The following is a 22,286-nucleotide window of genomic DNA, read 5'->3' as shown; positions in this document are numbered from 1 at the left end:
TAACCATACAACACCCAAGGGGTTTTGGTGGACTCAAAGAAGTGCATTGAATGTGTAGAGAATGAAAACAGCTTTCCGAATTAACCAAATTTGCTTGGCGACCATAGCGTTTTGGACCCACCTGATTCCATGCCGAACTCAGAAGTGAAACGAAACAGCGTCGATGGTAGTGTGGGGTCTCCCCATGTGAGAGTAGAACATCGCCAGGCTTTAATACTTGTGTTTAGACCTAAGGTCTGAAGACAGAAACTCAATAAAGCAGCCAATCAGACTTTATCGAGTAGCAAGACAATGTGGAGCGGTAGTTCAGTTGGTTAGAATACCGGCCTGTCACGCCGGGGGTCGCGGGTTCGAGTCCCGTCCGCTCCGCCACTGATAATAATCCCTAGCAGCAATGCTGGGGATTTTTTTGTTGTTCGTTATTAATACGAAAGAAAAGCAGACAGCGGATAAGTTTAATTAAATAGAATACCGGCCTGTCACGCCGGGGGTCGCGCTGGTTGTTCAACGGCAGGGAGTCCCGTCCGCTCCGCCACTGATAAGAGTCCCTAGCAGCAATGCTGGGGATTTTTTGCATGGGGCAAATAGGCAAACTACTAGAATTTGGACGTTCTTGACCCGTCAACCGCTTTGGAAGTCGCTGATCACTCGCCATAATGCCCTCACCAATGGATCATCGAGCTGAGAACGTTTGCAACAGACTCCTAATTTAAAGGGCTTAATCGGTAATACAGAGAGTTTTTGCACCTTATCTCTGAGCGGACTATTGTTGATCACGACATCTGGGGCCACGCCAACACCACAACCTAATGCTACTAAACTCACGATAGCTTCATGTCCGGCGATTTGTGCATAGATATTGGGTTTAATCTTCATTTTCTTAAACCAACTGTTTGCTCTCTCTCGTGCTGTCCCTGCCTCGGGAACAATAAAGGGTATTTGGTTCCAATCGGGAAACTCTTTTTGCAGCTCTTCTAAAAAGTGACTGATCCCTGTAGGGGCGATCACTGACAGCGGTATTTCACTGATCGTAGCGAATTCAAGCCTTGAAGGCACATTGTCAGGGATGGCTGCAATGGCAATATCCGCCTCATCTTCAAGAATAATTTCAATCGCTTGAGCTGGATCGCCCGTGAGTAATTTGAATTCAATATAAGGATGTTGGAGGCGAAAAGCATTGAGTAAATCAGGTAAGTGGCTGTAACTGGCAGTGACCGAGCAAAATAAACGAATTTCACCTTTCAGTTCACTGTGCTGTTCATTAAGTTGTAACTGTAGTTGTCGCCAGTCATTAAGCATACGCTGGGCGACGGGTAAGAGTTTATAGCCAGATGGGGTGATCTCTACACTTCGATTATCGCGGACAAATAAACTATGACCTATTTCGTCCTCTAATTTTTGAATTTGTCGACTCAGTGCTGACGGACTGACATGCAGTGCTTTTGCTGTGCTGCTAAAATTTTTATGCTCACAAAGGTGTACGAATAGCTGTAGGGTTTTTATGTTCATTAATCTTACCATTGTTGCATTTATTGCAATTACTACTTGTGAATATATCACTTTAAGCAATGATGTTCATGCACTACTATGAAAGCTATTCGGTGTATGACCACCGACCGTATGGATCATCATCAAGGAGCGCACAATGGCTAACTATTTCAACACATTAAATTTACGCGAACAGCTCGATCAGTTGGGTCGTTGCCGATTTATGGCCCGAGAAGAATTTGCGTCAGAAGCCGATTATCTGAAAGGTAAGAAAATAGTCATTGTAGGGTGTGGCGCTCAGGGCCTGAACCAAGGCCTAAATATGCGTGATTCTGGACTTGATATTGCTTATGCTTTGCGTCAAGTGGCGATTGATGAACAACGTCAATCTTATAAGAATGCACAGTCTAACGGCTTTCCAGTCGGTAGCTATGAAACACTGATTCCGCAGGCGGATCTAGTGATTAACCTAACCCCAGATAAGCAACACACTAATGTGGTAGAAAGTATTATGCCACTAATGAAACAAGGGGCAGCACTTGGTTATTCTCATGGTTTCAATATTGTCGAAGAAGGCATGCAGATCCGCAAAGATATTACGGTCGTGATGGTCGCCCCTAAGTGCCCTGGAACGGAAGTTCGTGAAGAGTATAAGCGTGGCTTTGGCGTTCCGACCTTAATTGCGGTCCATCCGGAAAATGATCCTCAAGGTGAAGGCTGGGAAATTGCTAAAGCGTGGGCGGCGGCAACGGGAGGGCATCGTGCTGGGTGCTTGGAATCTTCGTTTATTGCAGAAGTAAAATCTGACTTAATGGGTGAACAAACCATTCTTTGTGGGATGTTACAAGCGGGCTCAATTGTCTGTTATGAAAAGATGGTTGCTGAAGGCGTTGACCCAAGTTATGCCGGAAAACTACTCCAATATGGTTGGGAAACCATCACAGAAGCACTCAAGTTTGGCGGTATCACTCATATGATGGATCGCCTATCAAATCCAGCTAAAGTAAAAGCTTTTGAGTTATCAGAGCAACTTAAAGATTTATTACGCCCACTGTATAACAAACACATGGATGACATTATTGCTGGTCACTTCTCTCGGACTATGATGGCTGACTGGGCGAATGATGATGCTGAGCTACTGGGGTGGCGCGCCGAAACGGCACAAACTGCGTTTGAAAATTATCCTGATTCGAACATCAAAATTGCTGAACAAGAGTATTTTGATAATGGCATTCTGATGATTGCGATGGTTCGTGCTGGGGTTGAGCTAGCCTTTGAGGCGATGACCGCATCAGGAATTATCGACGAATCGGCCTACTATGAATCACTACACGAGTTACCATTGATAGCCAATACTATTGCCCGTAAGCGTTTGTATGAAATGAACGTAGTGATTTCGGATACTGCTGAGTATGGTAATTACTTATTTGCCAACGTCGCCACACCATTGCTGCGTGAGCAATTTATGCCTTCAGTAAGTACCGATGTGATTGGCAAGGGACTTGGTGTGGTTTCCAATCAAGTCGATAACGCAACGTTAATTGAAGTTAATAGTGCGATTCGCAACCACCCAGTTGAATATATTGGTGAAGAACTTCGTGGCTATATGCAAGATATGAAGCGTATCGCGGTTGGTGATTAACCGCTAGTCACACTAAAGAGCAACACAGCAAACACAACAACATAAAAATATAATAAAGGGGCTGAGTGATACACGAAGCCCCACTTTTTTTTCTTCCGGTTCACATTTCCCAGTTAACGCTACTTATTTTTCGTTAAGTTTCGCTTCCAGCTCGTTAAGTTTCTGCTCCATATCGCTGAGCTTTTGACGTGTACGTAGTAAGACTTGCGTTTGTACATCAAATTCTTCTCGGCTAACCACATCGAGTTTATTTAATTGTCCTTGGATAACTTGGCGCACTTTTTGTTCGACATCAGAGCCGAGGTCTTTGACGGGTTGAGGCATTGAGTCGTGGATTTGTTTAGCAATTTGTTCTAGTTTTTTGGGATCAAACATTGGGTGGTCTCTCCTTATTTATTGCCGCTATTCTATGCAATTCATGGTTAAAAGTCGTTACTTAGCCAATAAAAAAGGCCACGTTTGTGGCCTTTGCGATAACAGAGGAAGAAGCTTACGAACGATTTTCGGCTAGTTGCCGTTGAGCGGCTTTCGCTTCATCAATCCGTGCGAGTTTCTCTAGATCTTTATCTTCAACGAAGATAGGAAGCGGTTTGTGTTTCTCCGCTAAATAGCTATAAATTACCGGAAGTACAAATAGCGTAAACAGAGTACCAATCGAGAGACCCGCGACAATCACGATGCCAATACTAAAGCGCTGTGCGGCTCCTGCACCCGTTGCGTACATCAGTGGTATCAAGCCTGCAATCATCGCCGCTGTAGTCATCAATATTGGACGTAGACGAACCTTGGCTGCTGCCATCACGGCATCAATACGGCTGAGCTTATTATGTAACTGCTCTTCTTTGGCCACCTCACAAATCAAAATCCCGTGTTTGGTAATCAAACCGACCAGAGTGATTAACCCGACTTGCGAGTAGATATTCATGGTTGATGCTCCCCACGCCAGGGCGATCAGCGCGCCGCAGATAGCTAAAGGTACAGATACCATGATCACTAATGGATCGCGAATGGATTCAAATTGAATCGCCAAAACTAGGAAGATAATCGCTAATGCTAAGCCAAAGGTCACGTAGAGTGCGCTTCCCTCTGTCACGTATTGTCTTGCTTCGCCCATATAATCATGGCTATAGCCTTTAGGCAGTTGAGTTTCAGCAATGTTTTCAAACCAAGCGATGGCATCACCCATTGCGGTACCTGGTGCAGGTACCGCACCAACCGTTGCTGAATTTAACTGATTAAAGTGAGGCAGTGAGCGCGGCTCGGCGACCACATCAATGGTGATCAAGCTGCCCAATGGGATCATGTTGCCATCGGAAGCCCGTACAAAGTAGTTTTTCATTGATTCAGGGTTAAGGCGATATTTACGCTCGACCTGCGGAATGACCTCGTAAGAGCGGCCATCTAAGTCAATACGGTTAACATAGCCATCGGCCATCATGGTCCCTAACGTCATACCAATATCCTGCATGGTCACACCGTAAGCGCCCGCCTTGTCCTTGTCGATGTTGATTTTCATCGTCGCGGAATCGTAGTTCAGATCCAAATCCGAATAGATAAAGAGTGGGCTAGCTTTGACTTGTGTTAATACATCACTGGCAATGGTGAATAAGCTCTCAAATGCGTTAGGTGTAGTGATGACAAACTGAATCGGTAACCCAGAACCCGCGCCGGGTAACTCAGGCATTTGGAAAGCTGTTACCGCCATGCCGGGAATATCTTGTACTAAGTGGCCAACACGTTTCGTCACCTCTGCTTGACTGGCTTGACGTTCGCTCCAAGGGAACATTGAAGCAATACCAAACGCTTGGTTAGAATTTGGAACCCCGGTAAACACTTGAGCAAATTGTACCTCTGGCTGATCAGAGAGAATTTTATTCACTTCATGCATCGTATTCGATAGGTAATCTAAGTTAGCGTTAGATTGTCCAGTACCGAGTAGCATGATTACCCCTTTATCTTCCGATGGGGCCAGTTCACTAGGAATGAATTTAAATAAAACGGGTAGACTCGCAAACACGATGATCGCAAAGGCAATCACGACTGGGCGATGCAACATCACCGCTTGCAACATGCGATCATAGCGCTGAGTTAACTTATCGAGTAGATGATGCACGGTTTGTTCAAATTTGCTCGGTATTTCATTGGCTTTGAGCATCTTCGAGCACATCATCGGTGATAAGGTTAAGGCGATAATACCAGAGACAAACACTGCGCCAGCTAAGGTTAGCGCAAACTCTTTAAACAATGCACCCGTGATCCCGCCCATTAAAGCGATCGGAGCATATACCGCACCTAGTGTTAAAGTCATCGAAATGACTGGAACCGCGATTTCCCGAGTACCGATAATTGCCGCTCGAAACGGTGACTCTCCTTCTTTAATATGCCGGTCAATGTTTTCTAGTACGACAATCGCATCATCAACCACCAGACCGATCGCCAACACCATCGCAAGTAGTGTCATCAGGTTCCATGAGAATCCCATCGCTTGCATCACCATAGCGACACCAATCAGTGATAGTGGAATGGTAATAATGGGAATAATCACCGCTCGCAGCGATCCTAAGAATAGCGTGATCACCACCAGTACAATTAACGCCGCTTCAATGATGGTTTTGATAACCTCATGAATGGATTCATTAATCGCAACGGTTGAGTCATACATGATATTCATTTTTATCGTGCTTGGCATATTGCGCTCAAGCTCAGGCAGGACATCAAGAACATCTTTGGCAATATTGATAGGGTTAGCGCTTGGGGCGGCGTTAATTGCTGCCACAACCGCTTCTTGCCCATTAGCACTCGCCCGGTAGCTGTCATGACTCTTCGCTAAACTGACTTTGGCAATGTCAGCCAGACGAATAATGTTGCTAGCATCGGTCCTTACGACAAGGTTTTTGAGCTCTTCAACACTAGAGACTTGAGTATCAGCGCTACCATTAAACAGCACAAACTCACCAGTGATTTGACCGGTCGCCGATTGATAGTTATTTGCACTCAATACGCCCATAACATCTTTCGCGGTTAGATTAAACGCCGCCATTTTTGCCGGATCTAACCACACACGTAGGGCATATTTCATACCACCGTACAGATCGATACTGGAAATACCATTAATTGCGTACAGTTGAGGGTTAATCACCCGTTGTAAATAATCGGTGATCTGACTGGAATCAAGTTCATTACTAGTGAAACCCAGATACAACACGGCGGTTGTTGAACCTGTCGACATACTGACCGATGGATCTTCGGCCTCTTTTGGCAACTGAGAGCGAACCGAGTTGGTTTTGGCTAAAATATCTGCCAATGCTGCGTTAGGGTCAGTATTGAGTTTCATGTAAACGGTGATTTTGGAGCTACCTAACACCGATTGAGACGTCATATAGTCAATATTATCGGCTTGAGCCACCGCTTGTTCTAATGGCTGAGTGATAAAGCCTTGAATCAAGTCGGCACTGGCACCGTAATAACTGGTAGAGACCGTAATCACCGTATTGGTCATTTCAGGGTATTCGCTCACTTGCATTTTGAACATCGCTTGCAAACCAAGCAATGCAATCAAAAAGCTGATCGATACCGCTAAAACTGGACGTTTAATAAAAACATCAGTAAAGCGCATAATTCCTCCGGTTACAGCATCGGTGTTTTGGCTGGTGGAGTCGTCGCATCGCTTTCTACGATACGTACTTTCACGCCATTGCTTAAACGAACTTGCCCTGTAGTGACGACGACATCCCCAGGATTTATGCCTTCGAGGATATGAGCAATGTCACGAGTACGTTCACCAACTTTGATGACTCTTTGTTCGACACGCTGTTCACCTTTATCTTTAGTCAACACAAATACACTATCGCCATAGAGTGTAAAGGTGATGGCGGTTTGAGGCAGAGTCACCTGATTCTCTAGTGTTGGTAAGATGATGTGCGAGCGAGCAAACATACCACTGCGTAATTTACCATCGCTATTAGGGATATCCGCTTGAACTTGAATCAAACCACTTTGCACGCTAACGGCAGGTTCAATCGCCGTGATCGAGCCTTTAAACGAATCGTCAGGATAAGCATCGACAAAAATATCAACATTTTGTCCGATGAAAATGCGGGAAATATCAGTTTGTGGCACGGTAAAACGTAGACGCATGACGGTGGTGTCTTCTAGGCGTACGATGTCAGTGCCGGGTTGTAAATATTGACCGAGATTGACATTACGAATACCTACCACGCCAGCAAAAGGGGCCTTAATTTCGCGGCGAGCGATAGCGGCTTTTAAGCTTTCGATATCGGCAGCGAGCGAGTAGTAACTGGCTTCTGCGTCATCAAGAGCTTCTTTAGATATTGACCCTTTACTGAACAAACCTTTATAGCGCTCATATTTGGCTTTTGCGGCAGGGAGTCGAGCTTTTGAGCTCTTTAAATTGGCTTGTTCGACGGCAGAGTCAAGCATTACCAATGGTTGATCTTCTTCTACTTGAGCGCCTGATTCAAACAAGATGCGATCAATCACGCCACTGGTTTCTGTCGTTAGAGTGACGCCTTGATTCGGCTCAATAAAACCAATGGCTTCAATCACGGGTACCCAATCAACGGCATTGACCTCAGTGACCGTTACCGGAAATTCTGCTTCAGGTCGATTGGCCATAAATTCAGCGATTTTTTGCTGTTTAAACAGATTGAAACCTATCACGCTACCAAATAGCAGCACCACGATAAGTAACATAAATAATGTCCACTTTTTCATTCTGGTGAGAACTCCAAGTTAATGTTGAATGACGGTATCTCAATCGGCTCGATAACGACTTGAAATGTGCCACATGGTTGAAATTTTTCCCTATCACAATCGATGATAGGGGTTAGGTTTTCTTGAGTTTGGGACCAAGTGCGCTGGATACACCTCATGCTCAATAGCTAAATAAACCGGTAACAACGTTTATAAAACGTAGGTGGTTGTACCGATGATTACCAGTAAAGAGAGAGTCCAATAGCTATTTTTTGCTCAATTCATTTTATTTGCAATCAGTTGTTATGGTTTGGCGTTCATATTTTTCTTCTGACTGAATAATAAGCTTGCCATCATATCTGATTAACTGAGGTCACATTATAGCCTACAACCTAACCATGTTTGCAATACAGTTGTGCAGTAAATGAGAAAAAATTTTACTTTGCGACTGTTTTTTGAGTTCAACATAGTATTGAGCCATCAGCGGCATTATGATTAGCGTCTTGAATAATCCACACAGAGAAGAAGATGAAGCTGAACTCACGACAAGATGAAGCGGTAAAGTATGTATCGGGTCCTTGTCTCGTCCTCGCGGGAGCTGGGTCGGGAAAAACCCGCGTGATTACCAATAAAATTGCCTATTTAGTTCAGCAGTGTGGATATAAGGCACGTAATATTGCAGCGGTGACCTTTACTAATAAAGCCGCTCGAGAAATGAAAGATCGCGTTGGTCAAACATTAGGTAAAGCGGAGTCGCGTGGTCTCATCGTATCAACGTTTCATACCCTTGGTTTAACTATTATTCGAAGAGAGTACAAAGCGTTAGGGTTAAAACCCGGTTTCTCATTATTCGACGATCAAGATCAATTAGCATTATTGAAAGAGCTCACGGAATCTCAGTTAGAGGGCGATAAAGATTTGTTGCGTCAGCTATTAAGTACCATTTCTAATTGGAAGAATGACATGGTATCGCCGCAACAAGCCAAAGCCATCGCAAAGGGTGAGCAGCAACAACTTTTTGCTTTTTGTTATGAGTGTTATCAGAAGCAGATGCAAGCGTATAACGCCTTAGACTTCGACGATTTGATCTCACTACCCGTTCGGCTCTTGCGTGATCATCAAGAGGTGAGAACGCGCTGGCAAAGTCGTATCCGATATTTACTCGTTGATGAATATCAAGACACCAACACCAGTCAGTATGAATTAGTTAAACTATTGGTCGGTGAGCGTGGGCGTTTAACTGTCGTGGGTGATGATGATCAATCGATCTACTCTTGGCGAGGCGCTCGACCACAAAATTTGGTCCAGCTAGGTCAAGATTTTAGTCATTTAAAATTGATTAAATTAGAGCAGAACTATCGTTCAACCAGTCGAATTTTACGTGCCGCGAACATTTTGATAGCTAACAATCCTCATGTGTATGAAAAAGTACTGTTTTCCGATATTCCTGATGGAGAAAAACTCAAAGTCATTATTGCTAATAATGAAGATCATGAAGCTGAGCGAGTCACTGCAGAGCTGATCGCCCATAAATTTCTTAATCGTACCGAATACCGTGATTACGCGATTTTATATCGGGGTAATCATCAGTCGCGTCTGATTGAAAAGTCACTGATGCAGAACCGAGTGCCTTATAAGTTATCTGGGGGAACGTCATTTTTTGCTCGGGCAGAAATTAAAGACATCATGGCTTATTTGCGAGTTTTGGTGAATCCGGATGACGATAATGCCTTTTTACGGATCGTGAATACTCCTAAGCGAGAAATAGGGCCTGCGACCTTAGAAAAACTAGGTAGTTACGCCAACATGCGAGGTAAAAGTCTGTTTGCGGCGAGTTTTGAACTGGGATTGGAACAACATTTAGCGGGGCGAGGCCTGGATAATGTACGACGTTTTACGCAGTGGTTAGTTGAAATCACCGATAATGCGGAACGTGGCAATACTGTCGAAGCCTTACGCTCGCTGGTGCGTGATATTCACTACGAAGATTGGTTGTATGAGACATCTTCAAGCGCGAAAGCGGCGGAAATGCGTATGAAAAATGTTTCCGAGCTTTATTCGTGGATTGTCGCCGATTTAGAAGGTGACAATTATGATCAAGAAGAGAAAACGCTTAAAGAAGTGGTTCAACGCTTGACCCTACGTGACATGATGGAGCGTGGCGAGCAAGATGACGATAGTGATGCTGTTCAGCTAATGACGTTGCATGCCTCGAAAGGATTGGAGTTTCCTTACGTTTATCTGATAGGCGCTGAAGAAGGCATTTTGCCTCATCAAACCAGTATTGATGAAGAGAATGTCGAAGAGGAGCGTCGTTTGATGTACGTTGGCATTACACGAGCGCAGCGAGAATTAACGTTTACCGTTTGTAAAGAACGCCGTCAGTTTGGTGAACTGATTAAACCGACCCAAAGTCGCTTTTTGGATGAATTACCTTACGACGATGTTGAATGGGAAACGAAGAAAAAAGTGCTTTCTCAAGAAGAGCGAATGAATAAAGGCCAAGCACATATCGCTAATTTAAAAGCCATGTTTACTAAAAAATAGCCAATATCGACTTTAGCCATTAACGGATTATTTTGGGTGATGGCGTATTGTCTATCACTGATAACGCGCTTTAGAGGCAAGAGTTAGCGGTAAAATTGGCTTTTATCGGCAAGGTTTGTTGAAAAAGACGCCAAACAAGAAAAAAAGTTGAAAAAGTACTAGACGCCCTCAGGGGATATCCGTATTATTCCACTCCGCCGATAGGGCATGCGCCCGTAGCTCAGCTGGATAGAGCGTTGGCCTCCGGAGCCAAAGGTCGAAGGTTCGAATCCTTTCGGGCGCGCCATCCGGTTGGTTGATTAGGGTGTGTATTGGCAACATCAGTGGTGGCTATAGCTCAGTTGGTAGAGCCCCGGATTGTGATTCCGGTTGTCGCGAGTTCGAGCCTCGTTAGTCACCCCATTATTTTGGTAGCAATGGCTTCCATTCTTGATTTTTCGAGATAAAAAATTGTTTCGGTGAGCAGCGCAGTTTAGTAGCGCATCCCGAGTTTGGGAATAGCGGACCAGAGGGCGACCCTCGGTAGTTATTCTTAAAGTAAAAATTGTTTCGGTGAGCAGCGCAGCTTGGTAGCGCATCCCGAGTTTAGGAATAGTGGACCAGAGGGCGACCCTCGGTAGTTATTCTTAAAGTAAAAATTGTTTCGGTGAATAGCGCAGCTTGGTAGCGCATCTGGTTTGGGACCAGAGGGTCGGGGGTTCGAATCCCTCTTCACCGACCATTTTCAATAAGTTAAGCAGTTAGCTTAACTGACAAATAGCTATAATTAGTTAGCTATTACAAAGATTGATGGTGGCTATAGCTCAGTTGGTAGAGCCCCGGATTGTGATTCCGGTTGTCGCGAGTTCGAGCCTCGTTAGTCACCCCATTATTTAAGCAGTATAAAAAGATATCGGTGAACGGCGCAACTTGGTAGCGCATCCCGATTTTATGAGCAGCGGACTAGAGGGCGACCCTCGGTAGTTGTTCTTAAAGCAAAAAATTGTTTCGGTGAATAGCGCAGCTTGGTAGCGCATCTGGTTTGGGACCAGAGGGTCGGGGGTTCGAATCCCTCTTCACCGACCACTATAAGAAGCCCTAGTCGAAAGACTGGGGCTTTTTTCATGCGCTAAATTTAAAATGATATAGCGCTCTTGCTAGGGTCGGGGGTTCGCCTGATATTCAAGCCCAGCTCTTCACCGACCACTACAAGAAGCCCCAGTCGAAAGACTGGGGCTTTTTTCATGCGCTAAATTTAAAATGATATAGCGCTCTTGCTAGGGTCGGGGGTTCGCCTGATATTCAAGCTCAGCTCTTCACCGACCACTATAAGAAGCCCTAGTCGAAAGACTGGGGCTTTTTTCATGCGCTAAATTTAAAACGACATAGCGCTCTTGCTAGGGTCGGGGGTTCGCCTGATATTCAAGCCCGGCTCTTCACCGACCACTATAAGAAGCCCTAGTCGAAAGACTGGGGCTTTTTTCATGCGCTAAATTTAAAACGACATAGCGCTCTTGCTAGGGTCGGGGGTTCGCCTGATATTCAAGCTCAGCTCTTCACCGACCACTATAAGAAGCCCTAGTCGAAAGACTGGGGCTTTTTGTGATCATGGTAGAGATAAGTGGTGAGTCAGCGCTGAGTTGAGCTTTTCGATAACTCAGCGATAAATTTATCTTTTCGAGTTTGCTTGTTGCTTTTATGTGAAAATTTTGCCAAATTGTTCAACTTGTAAATAACCAGAACAATGGACTGGTCAAAAGGATTGATTGGTACTGACTGAATAACCAGCCATTTTATGGTCTGAATCAGTCAGTCTCAGACACGGATAATTACGCCATAGCGGTTGAGGTCTGGTTTGCATGTCACTTTTAGAAGTTAATAACTTACGCATAGAATATCCCTCACGTCATGGGGTTCATGTTGCGGTAAAATCACTCACACTGGATATTCAGCGCGGTGAAATTGTCGGTGTCGTCGGTGAATCGGGGGCTGGCAAATCGACCGTCGGTAATGCAATTATTGATCTATTGAGTCCTCCTGGCACCGTTGCTGGTGGTGAGGTGTTTTTAAATGGCGAGAAAATTTCTGGCCTATCAATAGAAAAAATGCGCCAAGTGCGTGGTTCAAAAATCGGCTTTATTTTTCAAGATCCGATGACGTCTTTAAATCCATTATTCACCGTTGAACAGCAGTTAACGGAAACCATTCATGCCAATATGAAGGTGAGTAATGAACAGGCTTACCAACGCGCATTAGCGTTGATGAATCAAGTAGGTATTCCGCAGCCTGAAAATCGTCTTAAGCAGTATCCTCATCAATTTTCAGGTGGTATGCGTCAAAGAGTGGTTATCGCTATCGCCTTGGCCGGAGAGCCGGACCTGATCATTGCCGATGAGCCAACCACTGCGCTAGACGTGTCTATTCAAGATCAGATCTTGAGTTTGATTCGTGATTTGTGTAAGAAAAATAATGTTGGCTGTATGCTGGTGACCCACGATATGGGCGTTGTTTCTAATGTTACCGACCGTGTTGCGGTTATGTATCGCGGTGATCTCGTCGAATTTGGACCGACGGCGAAAGTGCTTGGCGACCCTGATCATCCTTACACACGTAGTTTGATCTCTGCCGTCCCGCGTTCGGACATCAAATTAGACCGATTTCCGCTGGTTAGCTACATCGAGCAAGCCAGTGAACTGGCGCCACTGGATATCAAAACCCATTGGTTAGGACAAAGCCAAGATCAGCGTGCCTATACTGGCCCACTATTGAATGTTGAGCAGGTTAACTTGCGCTTTGTAACCAAAGACTCATTGTTTGCCAGTCGTCGTGAATATGTTCAAGCATCGAACAATGTCAGTTTCCAAGTCCATGAAGGGGAAACGTTTGGACTGGTCGGTGAGTCGGGATCGGGTAAATCAACCATCGCGCGAGTGATCGCGGGCTTATATCAACCTAATGAAGGTCGAGTGACGTTTGAGGGAATCGATCTTACCGCTCTCAAATCGGAAAAACAGCGTCGTCCTATCCGCCGTCAAATGCAAATGGTGTTTCAAAATCCGTATACGTCAATGAATCCTCGCATGAAGGTGATGGACATTATTGCTGAACCAATTCGCTTCCACCATTTGACCGACAATGAATCGCAAACGCGGCAAATCGTGCACGATCTTTTAGAGTATGTTGGCTTGGGCCGAATGGCTGGCGTTAAGTATCCTCATGAGTTTTCTGGTGGTCAGCGTCAACGTATTTCGATTGCTCGAGCTCTCGCGACTCGTCCTCGTTTATTGATTTGTGATGAACCGACTTCTGCCTTGGATGTTTCTGTACAAGCACAAATCTTGAACTTATTAAAAGACTTACAGCAAGAGCTCAATTTAACCATGTTATTCATCAGTCATGATTTGCCAGTTATTCGCCAAATGTGTGACCGAGTCGGGGTGATGAAGATGGGGACCTTATTGGAAGTTGCCCCAACAGAGCAATTGTTTACCCATCCACAACATGAATACAGTCAGCAATTGATCTCGTTAATGCCGGAATTCACAGGCTTAAGAGAACAACGAGTCTCGGCTTAATGCGCGATGAGCGTTAAAGGTTGACGATAGATCATCGACGTTGTACCCAATAACCAAAACAACCCATAGGGATATCGATTCCCGCATAAGGAGTTATGCAATGAAAATCATTAAAAGCAAGCTAGCCCTAGCCTTAATTGCTGCTGGACTGAGTTTTTCGCTCAACGCTGCACAAATCAAAATCGCTTACGATTCAGACCCCGTGTCGATGGATCCTCATGAGCAGCTCTCTGGCGGTACACTTCAGTTATCGCACATGGTATTTGACCCGCTGATTCGTTTTACTCAAGACATGCAATTTGAAGCTCGTTTAGCAAAATCTTGGCAGCGTTTGGATGATGAAACCATGCGCTTTCATTTGCGCGAAGGCGTTAAATTTCACTCTGGTAATCCTTTCACTGCCGATGATGTGATATGGACGTTCAATCGCTTGAAAGAGTCCGCCGATTTTAAAGGTATTTTTGAACCGCTAGCATCGATCAACAAAGTGGATGATTACACGGTGGATATCAAAACTAATGGTGTTTATCCCCTGATCGAAAACGTCGCGACCTATATCTTCCCGATGGACAGTCAGTTTTACTCCGGTAAAACCGCCGATGGCAAAGATAAAGCGGAAATTGTCAAACACGGTTCTTCCTTTGCTTCTTTGAATGCTTCGGGCACAGGCCCTTTCATTATTACTCACCGTGAGCAGGGTATTCGTATGGAGTTTGCTCGCTTTACGGATTATTGGGATAAAGCCAGTAAAGGTAACGTCGAGAAACTGACTCTCGTGCCAATCAAAGAAGATGCAACCCGTGTGGCGGCATTATTATCCGGTGGGGTAGATATGATTTCTCCTGTCTCACCTAATGATTACCAACGCATTCGTAATGCGCGCGACGTTGAGCTGTACACCATGCCGGGTACGCGAGTGATCACCTTTCAATTAAACCAAAATAGTCATGAAGCACTACGTGATGTACGTGTTCGCCAAGCGATTGTCTATGCGATTAATAATCAAGGGATTGTCGATCGTGTTATGCGCGGCGCAGCAACGGCCGCGGGTCAGCAAAGTCCAGTCGGTTATGCCGGTTATAACGAGAATCTCAAACCGCGTTTTGATCTTGAAAAAGCCAAACAACTGATGAAAGACGCAGGTTATGAACAAGGCTTTAATTTGTCGATGATTTCGCCGAATAACCGCTATGTTAATGACGATAAAATTGCTCAAGCCGCTTCTGCAATGCTTGCTCGTATCAATATTAAAGTTGATTTGAAAACCATGCCTAAAGCGCAATATTGGCCAGAATTTGATAAATGTGCGGCGGATATGTTGCTGATTGGTTGGCACCCAGATACAGAAGATTCCGCTAACTTTACCGAGTTTTTGACCATGACGCGTAATGAACAGACTGGTAAAGGGCAGTACAACTGTGGTCACTACTCTAATCCAGAAGTGGATGCCTTAGTTAATGCGTCTAACGTCGAGACCGATTTAGCCAAACGCAGTGAGATGCTGAAAAAGGTAGAAGAGATCCTATACAACGAAGCGGCCTTTGTACCATTGCATTGGCAAGACCCCTCTTGGGCTGCGAAGAAAAACCTTGAGTTAGCGCCGATCATCAATGGTATGGACTTCCCTTACTTTGGTGATCTGGTTGTCAACAAGTAGCGTTTAGATAACCTTTCTGAAATGTTTGAGGTTGAGGAAAGGTTGCCCTCTTAGATGGCAACCTTTTTCTTCTTTAAAGCCGTTGTTTATTGTGGTCAATATTGTCATCACCCCAGCAGGGTGATGGATAGTGTTGTAAGGGGCAGGGAATGTTTTCTTTTTTGATCAAACGCCTATATCAGGCACTGATCGTTATGTTTGTGATTAGCTTGGTGGCGTTTGCCATCCAAGATAACTTAGGCGATCCGTTGCGTGAACTGGTTGGGCAATCGGTGTCGGAAGCACAGCGCCAAGCGATGCGTGATGAGTTGGGGCTTAATGACCCATTTTTGGTCAAATATAGTCGTTTCTTAGGCGCGGCGATCAAAGGTGATTTAGGGACTTCCTACTTTTTCAAACGTCCAGCGGCTGAGGTGATTTTGGATAAACTGGTTGCGACTCTTGAGCTGGTTTTTGCCGCGACCGTGATCATCATTACCTTATCGATTCCATTAGGCGTCTATTCGGCTATCCACCCTAAACGGTTGTTTTCGAAACTTATTATGGCAGGCAGCAGCATTGGTATTTCGATCCCAGTCTTTTTGACCGCCATTATGTTGATGTATGTGTTTTCGATTGAACTGGGCTGGCTGCCTTCTTATGGCCGCGGACAAACCACCAACGTTTTCGGCTGGCAGTCGGGGTTATTTAACCTCAATGGGTTAAGTCATTTAGTGTTACCAAGTGTCGCTTTGTCTTCGATTATGCTACCTCTGTTTATTCGTTTAGTCCGAGCAGAGATGTTAGAAGTTTTAAACTCTGAATACATTAAGTTCGCTAAAGCCAAAGGCTTAGCGATGAATAAAATCTATTTTCAACATGCTTTAAAAAATACCCTATTACCGGTGTTGACGGTAGGCGGTGTACAAATTGGTACCATGGTGGCGTATACCATTTTGACCGAAACGGTCTTTCAGTGGCCGGGGACTGGATTGCTCTTTTTGGAAGCGATTAATCGTGTCGATACACCGCTGATCACGGCCTACGTAATTTTTGTTGGGTTAATTTTTGTCGTCACCAATACGATCGTTGACTTACTGTATGGATTAATTAATCCGACGGTGAATCTCACCGGAAAAGGAGCCTAATCATGACGGCAATAACAACCATGCCCTCCGCTTGGCAGCGTTTTAAACAGTCGGATTTTTTGTATTATTTTTTACGCGATAAAGTGGCGATGGTCAGCTTTGCGCTATTTAGTGTTTTTTTACTGTTAGCCTTGTTAGCGCCTGTGATTGCGCCGAGTAATCCTTACGATCTCGCCAGTATCGACATCATGGATTCTGAGCTGCCTCCTATGTGGATAGACGGCGGTGATGGGCAATTTGTATTGGGTACTGATGGGCAAGGCCGAGATATTCTCTCAACCATTTTGTATGGCTCGCGCTTATCACTGACGATAGGCTTTCTCGCCGTTGGGTTGCAGCTTATCTTAGGGATCATTATTGGTCTTTCTGCGGGCTATTTTGGTGGGCGTATCGACAGTTTTTTAATGCGTTTTGCCGACATTCAACTCTCTTTTTCGACCATGATGGTAGCCATCATTGTTTCGGCGATTTTTAAAGCCAGTTTTGGCGGCGAGTTTTATAGCCAATATGCGGTGATCATGCTGGTGGTGATCATCGGTATTGCGGAATGGCCTCAGTATGCTCGAACCATTCGCGCATCCGTGTTAGCCGAAAAGCAAAAAGAGTACGTTGAAGCGGCGCGCGTGATGGGGTTTAAGTCGTTACGGATTATGTTTCGCCATATTTTGCCCAACTGTTTATCACCAATCTTAGTCATTTCGACAGTACAAATCGCCAATGCGATCATGTCTGAAGCGGCGTTATCGTTTCTTGGTTTAGGACTGCCTGTCGATCAACCTTCTTTAGGAGCATTAATCAGCACCGGATTTAAGTATATTTTCTCTGGAGCATGGTGGATAACCGTATTCCCCGGCATCATTTTGATCAGCTTAGTTTTGGTGATTAACTTACTAGGAGATTGGCTGCGTGATGTCTTTAATCCTAAAATTTATAAAGGTTAAGGTCTAGCTGATTGATTTTATATCGATATGCCACTTACACTGAGAGTCGTCATTGAAGACGACTCTCTTTTTCTAGACATAGAGGTTGGCGTGATTTTCGCAGTGGTTTTTAGGTCATTGAGTTAGTAGCGAATCAAATCACGGTTGTCACTAAAGTTGGGATAACGATAGATATGAGAATCAGCACAATCAACACTGCACCACGAGGGCTCGTTTACCTACTATTGGGCGGAGCTTTATTCTTCAACGGCCCATTATTTGCGCAAGAGGTACTTTGCGAAGCGACGCAAGCCTCTAGCGAACAGTTACCGGTTCTGGCCAGTCATTGCCCGATCGGTGATGGGTTATGGGGCAATAGTCAGCCACGTTCAAGTCAATCTCAGTTCTGGATTCAATGTGGTCTACTTGATAAACCCTTATCGCTTGAACAAGCGAAGCTTATCTATCAACAGATTTCAACCCATGTATGGATGAAGCCAGAAGGGCGAGCCACACGCTGTTTGATCGGCCCCTACGATAGTTTTACCCAAGCACGCAGTGAGTTGATGCTGGTTAATAACCTTGCCGCTTATCGTGATGCGTTTATTCGAGAAATTCGCCCATCAGCACCTCCGCCCTCAACACCAACCACTCCAACCACGGTCAGTCCGGCAAAACAGGCGGAACGAAAAGTGGCAGAAAGTGGTGTAGCGGCAATTCAACCGCTACGCTCTGCTCGGCCTGTAAGTGTTTCTGAAGATGTTGAGATCCGTCATCAAGCGACGATTAATGGCACGACTTATGTCGTTCCTTATAGCTTTGCGACAAATAAGTCGTTTTATATGGAGCACAACCAGCCATGGAATCGACTCAGTTATGACGAAGCAAGAACGCTCTGTCAGCAACAAACGATGCGTTTAGTGAATCAGCAAGAGTGGCAGCAGCTATTAGCCAGTCAAATTGCCGAGCGAGATCAGTGGCCATTATACATTCCCTATTGGGGAGAAGGCCGTAAAGGGTTATTTGCCAGCGGTAAAGTGACTCAACTACAAGGTAATTCGAAGCTGAATGTACTGTGTGTAAAGTCGGTGAGTCAGTAAAAAAGCCCCGCATAGCGGGGCTTGAGATTCTTAGTCTTGCATGATCGGAAAATGACGAATTAACTTATCCATCAGCTCTTTGTCTTGGCTAAATAAGCTGTATCTGGCATTAGATTCAGTGTTGTTTGTCTCTTTGCTCCATTCAACACCGATATAAAAATCACCAAAGTCTCGTTGTAAATAACGAATTCGGGTTTTTTGATCTTCTAACTCTTCAGCTTGTTCAATGCGCTGGCCATCTGGGGTGTCGATTACTGACCAAACACCATAGTTTTTAAAGTCGTCTGGTAAGATAGAAATCGTATTAAAACGCCCCTCTTTGAACTGTGTTTCCATATAAGAGTAACTCAACATTGGTCCATCGAACTCTTCAACATAATCACCAGCTTCAACAAACAAAGTATATTCGGTGGTGCCCGCTGTGATTTTTTTGTTGATGGCCAGCGTGTCGCTAAACGTGGTCTCTGAGGAGTCTAACCAAAACAGTTGAACAGGACCGTATTGGATCAATAGCTGATAAGATCCATCGACTAGCTGGTGTTGGTAGAGCATTTCAATGCGTTGATTACTTGTATCAGCTAGTGTTCCATCGGGGTTAATGGTGACTGCCCAGCAATCTTTGTGCTCGTAGTTCAAATAGCCCGATTGTTGATCAAGTTTACTCAACACCTCAAATGGTGTTGGGCCGCCGGACTGATGACTAAAATCACGACTTCTACTGATGTTACCTTTGTAGCTTTTTTGGTCGTTGATTTTTTTATCGCCCCAACACATTTGTAATTGATCGTTATGATTAAGTAGTGCAGCGTAGCCGATCTCTCCATCATTATCGGCAAAGCTACCCATTTTCCAGGTTTGATTATTGAAATGGTCGAGTGTAAAACGCAGTGCAGGCTCTGCAACTGGCGGTGCTATCCCTTCTTTTACCTCTGGTAAAGTAAAGGTTGTCGAGCTTTTTGCTCCTTGGTCATCTTTGACCTTAACGGTAAAGGTTTTTCCAGCTGGAGAAGCTTGGCTTGGGGTGCCACTGAGTGTGATCATTGGGCTATCAACATCAGCGATGGTTAATCCTGCAACTTGTACCTCACCGCCCCAATAGCTAACGACTTGGCCATCGGTATCGTTAAATAGCGCGCTGATATTAATCGATTGATCAAACGCTTCCCCTTGTTGTAGATACCAAGCATCGATCTGTTGCTGTAATGTCTCTTTTTCAGCTAGATTGATGACGGGGGCTTGATTAAGCGCAGCAATCTGTAAGTTCAGTTGTACGCGTACTTGACCTCGCACGTCCTTTTGGTCGTCTTTATCGGTGGCGACTAAGATCAAATAAAGATTATCTTGTGCCTTGAGCTCAGAGCCGTTTGAGCTGAGAACCAATTGCTGATGGTCAATTTTCGCGCTCAGTCCTGAAGGCTTTAAATTCTGCTCTAATGTAACCTCAACAGTAGGTTGGTCTTTATCGCTAAATAAGTCTGCGATAGAAAACGCTTGGTCAGCAAAGGTGTCGCCTTCTTTGAGATTTAGATTGGCAAAATCGGCCTCAAGTTTACCCTTAACCTCTTTGCTCACCTGCAGTTTATGGTTGGTGACTACATTAGGGGTGAAACCACTCTCGGCATTCTCATTGATAATCACTGGACGTTGATTGACATCCTTGATCTCTGTCTCGCCCATGTTACCGACGAGTTCTGCTGCTTGTTCGGCAAACTGCGCCGCATTTTTCTCATAGCTCGCTGGGTTAGCGGCTTTCGAGTCGGTGAGGATCTGGGCTTTTTTATGCAGCTTAGGATTGGTGTTGGTAAAATCGCTTAATAGTTCCGCCTGGTTATCCAGCCCTAAAGTGTTAGCAACGGTTTGTTTCGCTTGAGTGAGGTCGCTGGTCGGATCGTTTTCCATTGCTAGCACAATCAAATCGGTGATTGGCGAAATCACCTGCTGCTGCGCCTCAAGGGTAGGGGCGCGCAATACCACTTCATGAGCCATGGCTTGAGCGGGATGGTCCATATCAATGGTGTATTTACCGGCATAAGCCGCATTTTGGCTCGCCAAACGGCGCTGCACCGCTCCACCAGGGGTCAAGGTTTGTACTGCTAAGTGACCTTTGAGTTGATAGTCAGCCGGTAATTCCAATTGACCACTTTGGTTAGTTAAGCCAAATACATACTCATTATCATCGAATTTGCCGTTTTTATTCGCATCGTCAAAGATCACCGCTTGATAAAAGTGACCATCAAGGGCGGTGATTAACACTCCCGCTGCAATGGGTGGCTGCTCGCTATTATCCGCGCTATCGGAACCACAGCCGCTCAATGCGATTGCTACTGACAGAGTTAGTAAACTAATTTTGTTCATTATGTTGAATTTCCTTGCAAATTTATTGCACCGAACACCTTAACTATTAAGCCTATAGTTAAGGTTTATCCTTTTGCTATTTAAAGCCGCAGTCTTGTATAAAGAAGCCACAAACTGCTGCAAAAATCAGCTCGAAAGATAAACAGACCCTAGTAATAGGCGTGGTTTTACTGGCTTTTGATATCAATATCAAGGAACGGAAATCAGCGGAAAATCCGTAAAATTTATTTTATTTTTTTTGTTTGTCGAGCGTTGGCATTTAGCGCCAAATGGGTAGTATCTGCGCCTCTCATCATAAGGAGTGGAACATGAGACAATCTCTCACCATCGCTAGCTGTGTATTTTGCTCATTTTCTTGTTTGGCCGCTAATACAGCAGAATATGGTTATTCATATTTCACATTGGGGGTTGAGAATGTTCATTACCAAGAGCAACATGGCGCGACTCAATCTTCAGTCACTATGCTTAATCCGGTGCTCAATAGCGGTGGTTTATATCGCATCAATACGAATTGGGATTTTTCAATTGATGCTTTGGGTACATTTTCTCCTCGCAATGCACAAGAGCAGTGGCAGTGGCAAGGCCAGCGCTTGCAAGATAATCAGACCGAATATTTTAAAACGGCAACCCATGTACAACTGCACTATAAATGGCAAGATCATTGGCGGATAGTGGCTGGACCTTCATTTACTTATCAGACTTACACCCGTTATGCCGCCAACACTTATTTAGGACAAGGCCATTTACAAAATGTGGGTACTTGGAAGGAAACCATGACTCAAGTTTATCTTGATGCTGGGCTTGGCTATGACTCTGGTTATCTCAGTGGTGCTGAAGGGTGGCAGTGGAAAGGTAAGCTAATGTTCGGCCTACCTCTATGGAATCGAACCACCAATTCACAGTTTGCCGATATGAGTTTTGATAGCTTTGGTTTTCGCACTGGGCTTGAGGGCTCACTGAGTTATCAAATTATGCCGGGACTGAATGTGGGTGGCTTTATGCTGTTTAGCTATGAAAAGCGCTTTGCTTCCCAAAATAAGCGAGTTGAGTTGAATCATTGTCTGACCATGGAACAAGGCCATTGCAGTGAATATCAACCACGATCCGCCAACGCTTTAGTTCCTGAGGCGGATACCGTGACATTTAGCCTTGGTCTACAGGCATTATGGCGATTTTAGGTGAC

At 44.8% G+C, this 22,286-nt stretch carries 13 protein-coding genes, 6 tRNA genes and 1 rRNA gene; 15 read left to right on the top strand and 5 right to left on the bottom strand.

Annotation, left to right across the window (positions count from 1 at the left end; translation table 11 throughout):
• Window positions 1–93 precede the first annotated feature (93 nt).
• Both rrf and FKQ60_RS10580 read left to right on the top strand, forming a co-directional pair.
• Window positions 94–209 (top strand): 5S ribosomal RNA (gene rrf / locus FKQ60_RS10585).
• A gap of 86 nt (window positions 210–295) precedes the next feature.
• Window positions 296–372, top strand: a tRNA-Asp gene (locus tag FKQ60_RS10580).
• Window positions 373–621: 249 nt separating this feature from the next.
• Here FKQ60_RS10580 and ilvY read toward each other — a convergent pair.
• Window positions 622–1,509, bottom strand: a complete 888-nt coding sequence (ilvY, locus tag FKQ60_RS10575) for an HTH-type transcriptional activator IlvY (RefSeq protein ID WP_004397521.1) — start codon at window positions 1,507–1,509, stop codon at window positions 622–624.
• Window positions 1,510–1,645: 136 nt separating this feature from the next.
• On the opposite strand from ilvY, the gene ilvC reads away from it, so the two are divergent.
• Window positions 1,646–3,130 (top strand): ketol-acid reductoisomerase, encoded by a 1,485-nt coding sequence (gene ilvC / locus FKQ60_RS10570; protein ID WP_170906484.1) that lies wholly within the window; start codon window positions 1,646–1,648, stop codon window positions 3,128–3,130.
• Window positions 3,131–3,253: 123 nt separating this feature from the next.
• Here ilvC and FKQ60_RS10565 read toward each other — a convergent pair whose 3' ends face one another.
• The 3 genes from FKQ60_RS10565 to FKQ60_RS10555 form a co-directional block, all read right to left on the bottom strand.
• Window positions 3,254–3,505 (bottom strand): accessory factor UbiK family protein, encoded by a 252-nt coding sequence (locus FKQ60_RS10565; RefSeq protein WP_154169639.1) that lies wholly within the window; start codon window positions 3,503–3,505, stop codon window positions 3,254–3,256.
• A gap of 115 nt (window positions 3,506–3,620) precedes the next feature.
• Window positions 3,621–6,746: a multidrug efflux RND transporter permease subunit gene (locus tag FKQ60_RS10560; RefSeq protein ID WP_154169637.1), complete on the bottom strand. Its 3,126-nt coding sequence runs from the start codon at window positions 6,744–6,746 to the stop codon at window positions 3,621–3,623.
• A gap of 11 nt (window positions 6,747–6,757) precedes the next feature.
• A complete protein-coding gene (locus FKQ60_RS10555) occupies window positions 6,758–7,864 on the bottom strand; it encodes an efflux RND transporter periplasmic adaptor subunit (protein ID WP_040905713.1) in 1,107 nt (368 codons plus the stop codon).
• Between the two features lie 507 nt (window positions 7,865–8,371).
• Here FKQ60_RS10555 and rep point away from each other — a divergent pair.
• The 11 genes from rep (at window position 8,372) to FKQ60_RS10500 (ending at window position 18,748) form a co-directional block, all read left to right on the top strand.
• Window positions 8,372–10,390, top strand: a complete 2,019-nt coding sequence (rep, locus tag FKQ60_RS10550) for a DNA helicase Rep (RefSeq protein WP_170905442.1) — start codon at window positions 8,372–8,374, stop codon at window positions 10,388–10,390.
• A 209-nt stretch (window positions 10,391–10,599) separates the two neighbouring features.
• A tRNA-Arg gene (locus FKQ60_RS10545) sits at window positions 10,600–10,676 on the top strand.
• A 40-nt stretch (window positions 10,677–10,716) separates the two neighbouring features.
• Window positions 10,717–10,792 (top strand) — tRNA-His (locus tag FKQ60_RS10540).
• Window positions 10,793–11,034: 242 nt separating this feature from the next.
• Window positions 11,035–11,111 (top strand) — tRNA-Pro (locus FKQ60_RS10535).
• A gap of 71 nt (window positions 11,112–11,182) precedes the next feature.
• Window positions 11,183–11,258 (top strand) — tRNA-His (locus FKQ60_RS10530).
• Window positions 11,259–11,378: 120 nt separating this feature from the next.
• Window positions 11,379–11,455 (top strand) — tRNA-Pro (locus tag FKQ60_RS10525).
• Between the two features lie 773 nt (window positions 11,456–12,228).
• Window positions 12,229–13,944: an ABC transporter ATP-binding protein gene (locus FKQ60_RS10520; RefSeq protein WP_158144503.1), complete on the top strand. Its 1,716-nt coding sequence runs from the start codon at window positions 12,229–12,231 to the stop codon at window positions 13,942–13,944.
• A 100-nt stretch (window positions 13,945–14,044) separates the two neighbouring features.
• Window positions 14,045–15,601, top strand: coding sequence for an ABC transporter substrate-binding protein (locus tag FKQ60_RS10515; protein ID WP_170905443.1), 1,557 nt, complete (start codon window positions 14,045–14,047; stop codon window positions 15,599–15,601).
• 149 nt (window positions 15,602–15,750) lie between these two features.
• Window positions 15,751–16,728 carry an ABC transporter permease gene (locus FKQ60_RS10510; protein ID WP_154169629.1) on the top strand — a complete coding sequence of 326 codons (978 nt, stop codon included), beginning with the start codon at window positions 15,751–15,753 and terminating at the stop codon, window positions 16,726–16,728.
• A 2-nt stretch (window positions 16,729–16,730) separates the two neighbouring features.
• A complete protein-coding gene (locus FKQ60_RS10505; RefSeq protein ID WP_154169627.1) occupies window positions 16,731–17,669 on the top strand; it encodes an ABC transporter permease in 939 nt (312 codons plus the stop codon).
• 173 nt (window positions 17,670–17,842) lie between these two features.
• Complete coding sequence (locus FKQ60_RS10500; RefSeq protein WP_170905444.1) at window positions 17,843–18,748, top strand: SPOR domain-containing protein; 906 nt, start codon at window positions 17,843–17,845, stop codon at window positions 18,746–18,748.
• 30 nt (window positions 18,749–18,778) lie between these two features.
• Here FKQ60_RS10500 and FKQ60_RS17430 read toward each other — a convergent pair whose 3' ends face one another.
• Window positions 18,779–21,103 carry an Ig domain-containing protein gene (locus tag FKQ60_RS17430; protein WP_212752420.1) on the bottom strand — a complete coding sequence of 775 codons (2,325 nt, stop codon included), beginning with the start codon at window positions 21,101–21,103 and terminating at the stop codon, window positions 18,779–18,781.
• Between the two features lie 308 nt (window positions 21,104–21,411).
• Between FKQ60_RS17430 and FKQ60_RS10490 the strand changes: the two genes are divergently transcribed.
• The gene (locus FKQ60_RS10490) at window positions 21,412–22,281 is read left to right on the top strand and encodes a hypothetical protein (protein ID WP_170906483.1); all 870 of its coding nucleotides are present in this window, start codon (window positions 21,412–21,414) and stop codon (window positions 22,279–22,281) included.
• The last annotated feature ends 5 nt before the right edge of the window (window positions 22,282–22,286 follow it).

The sequence above is a fragment of the Vibrio sp. A11 genome (genome assembly GCF_013048705.1).
In the GTDB taxonomy this organism is placed as follows: Bacteria; Pseudomonadota; Gammaproteobacteria; order Enterobacterales; family Vibrionaceae; genus Vibrio; species Vibrio metschnikovii.
The sequence above is the reverse complement of the archived record's forward strand: the minus strand, read 5'-3'. Positions and strand labels throughout refer to the sequence as shown.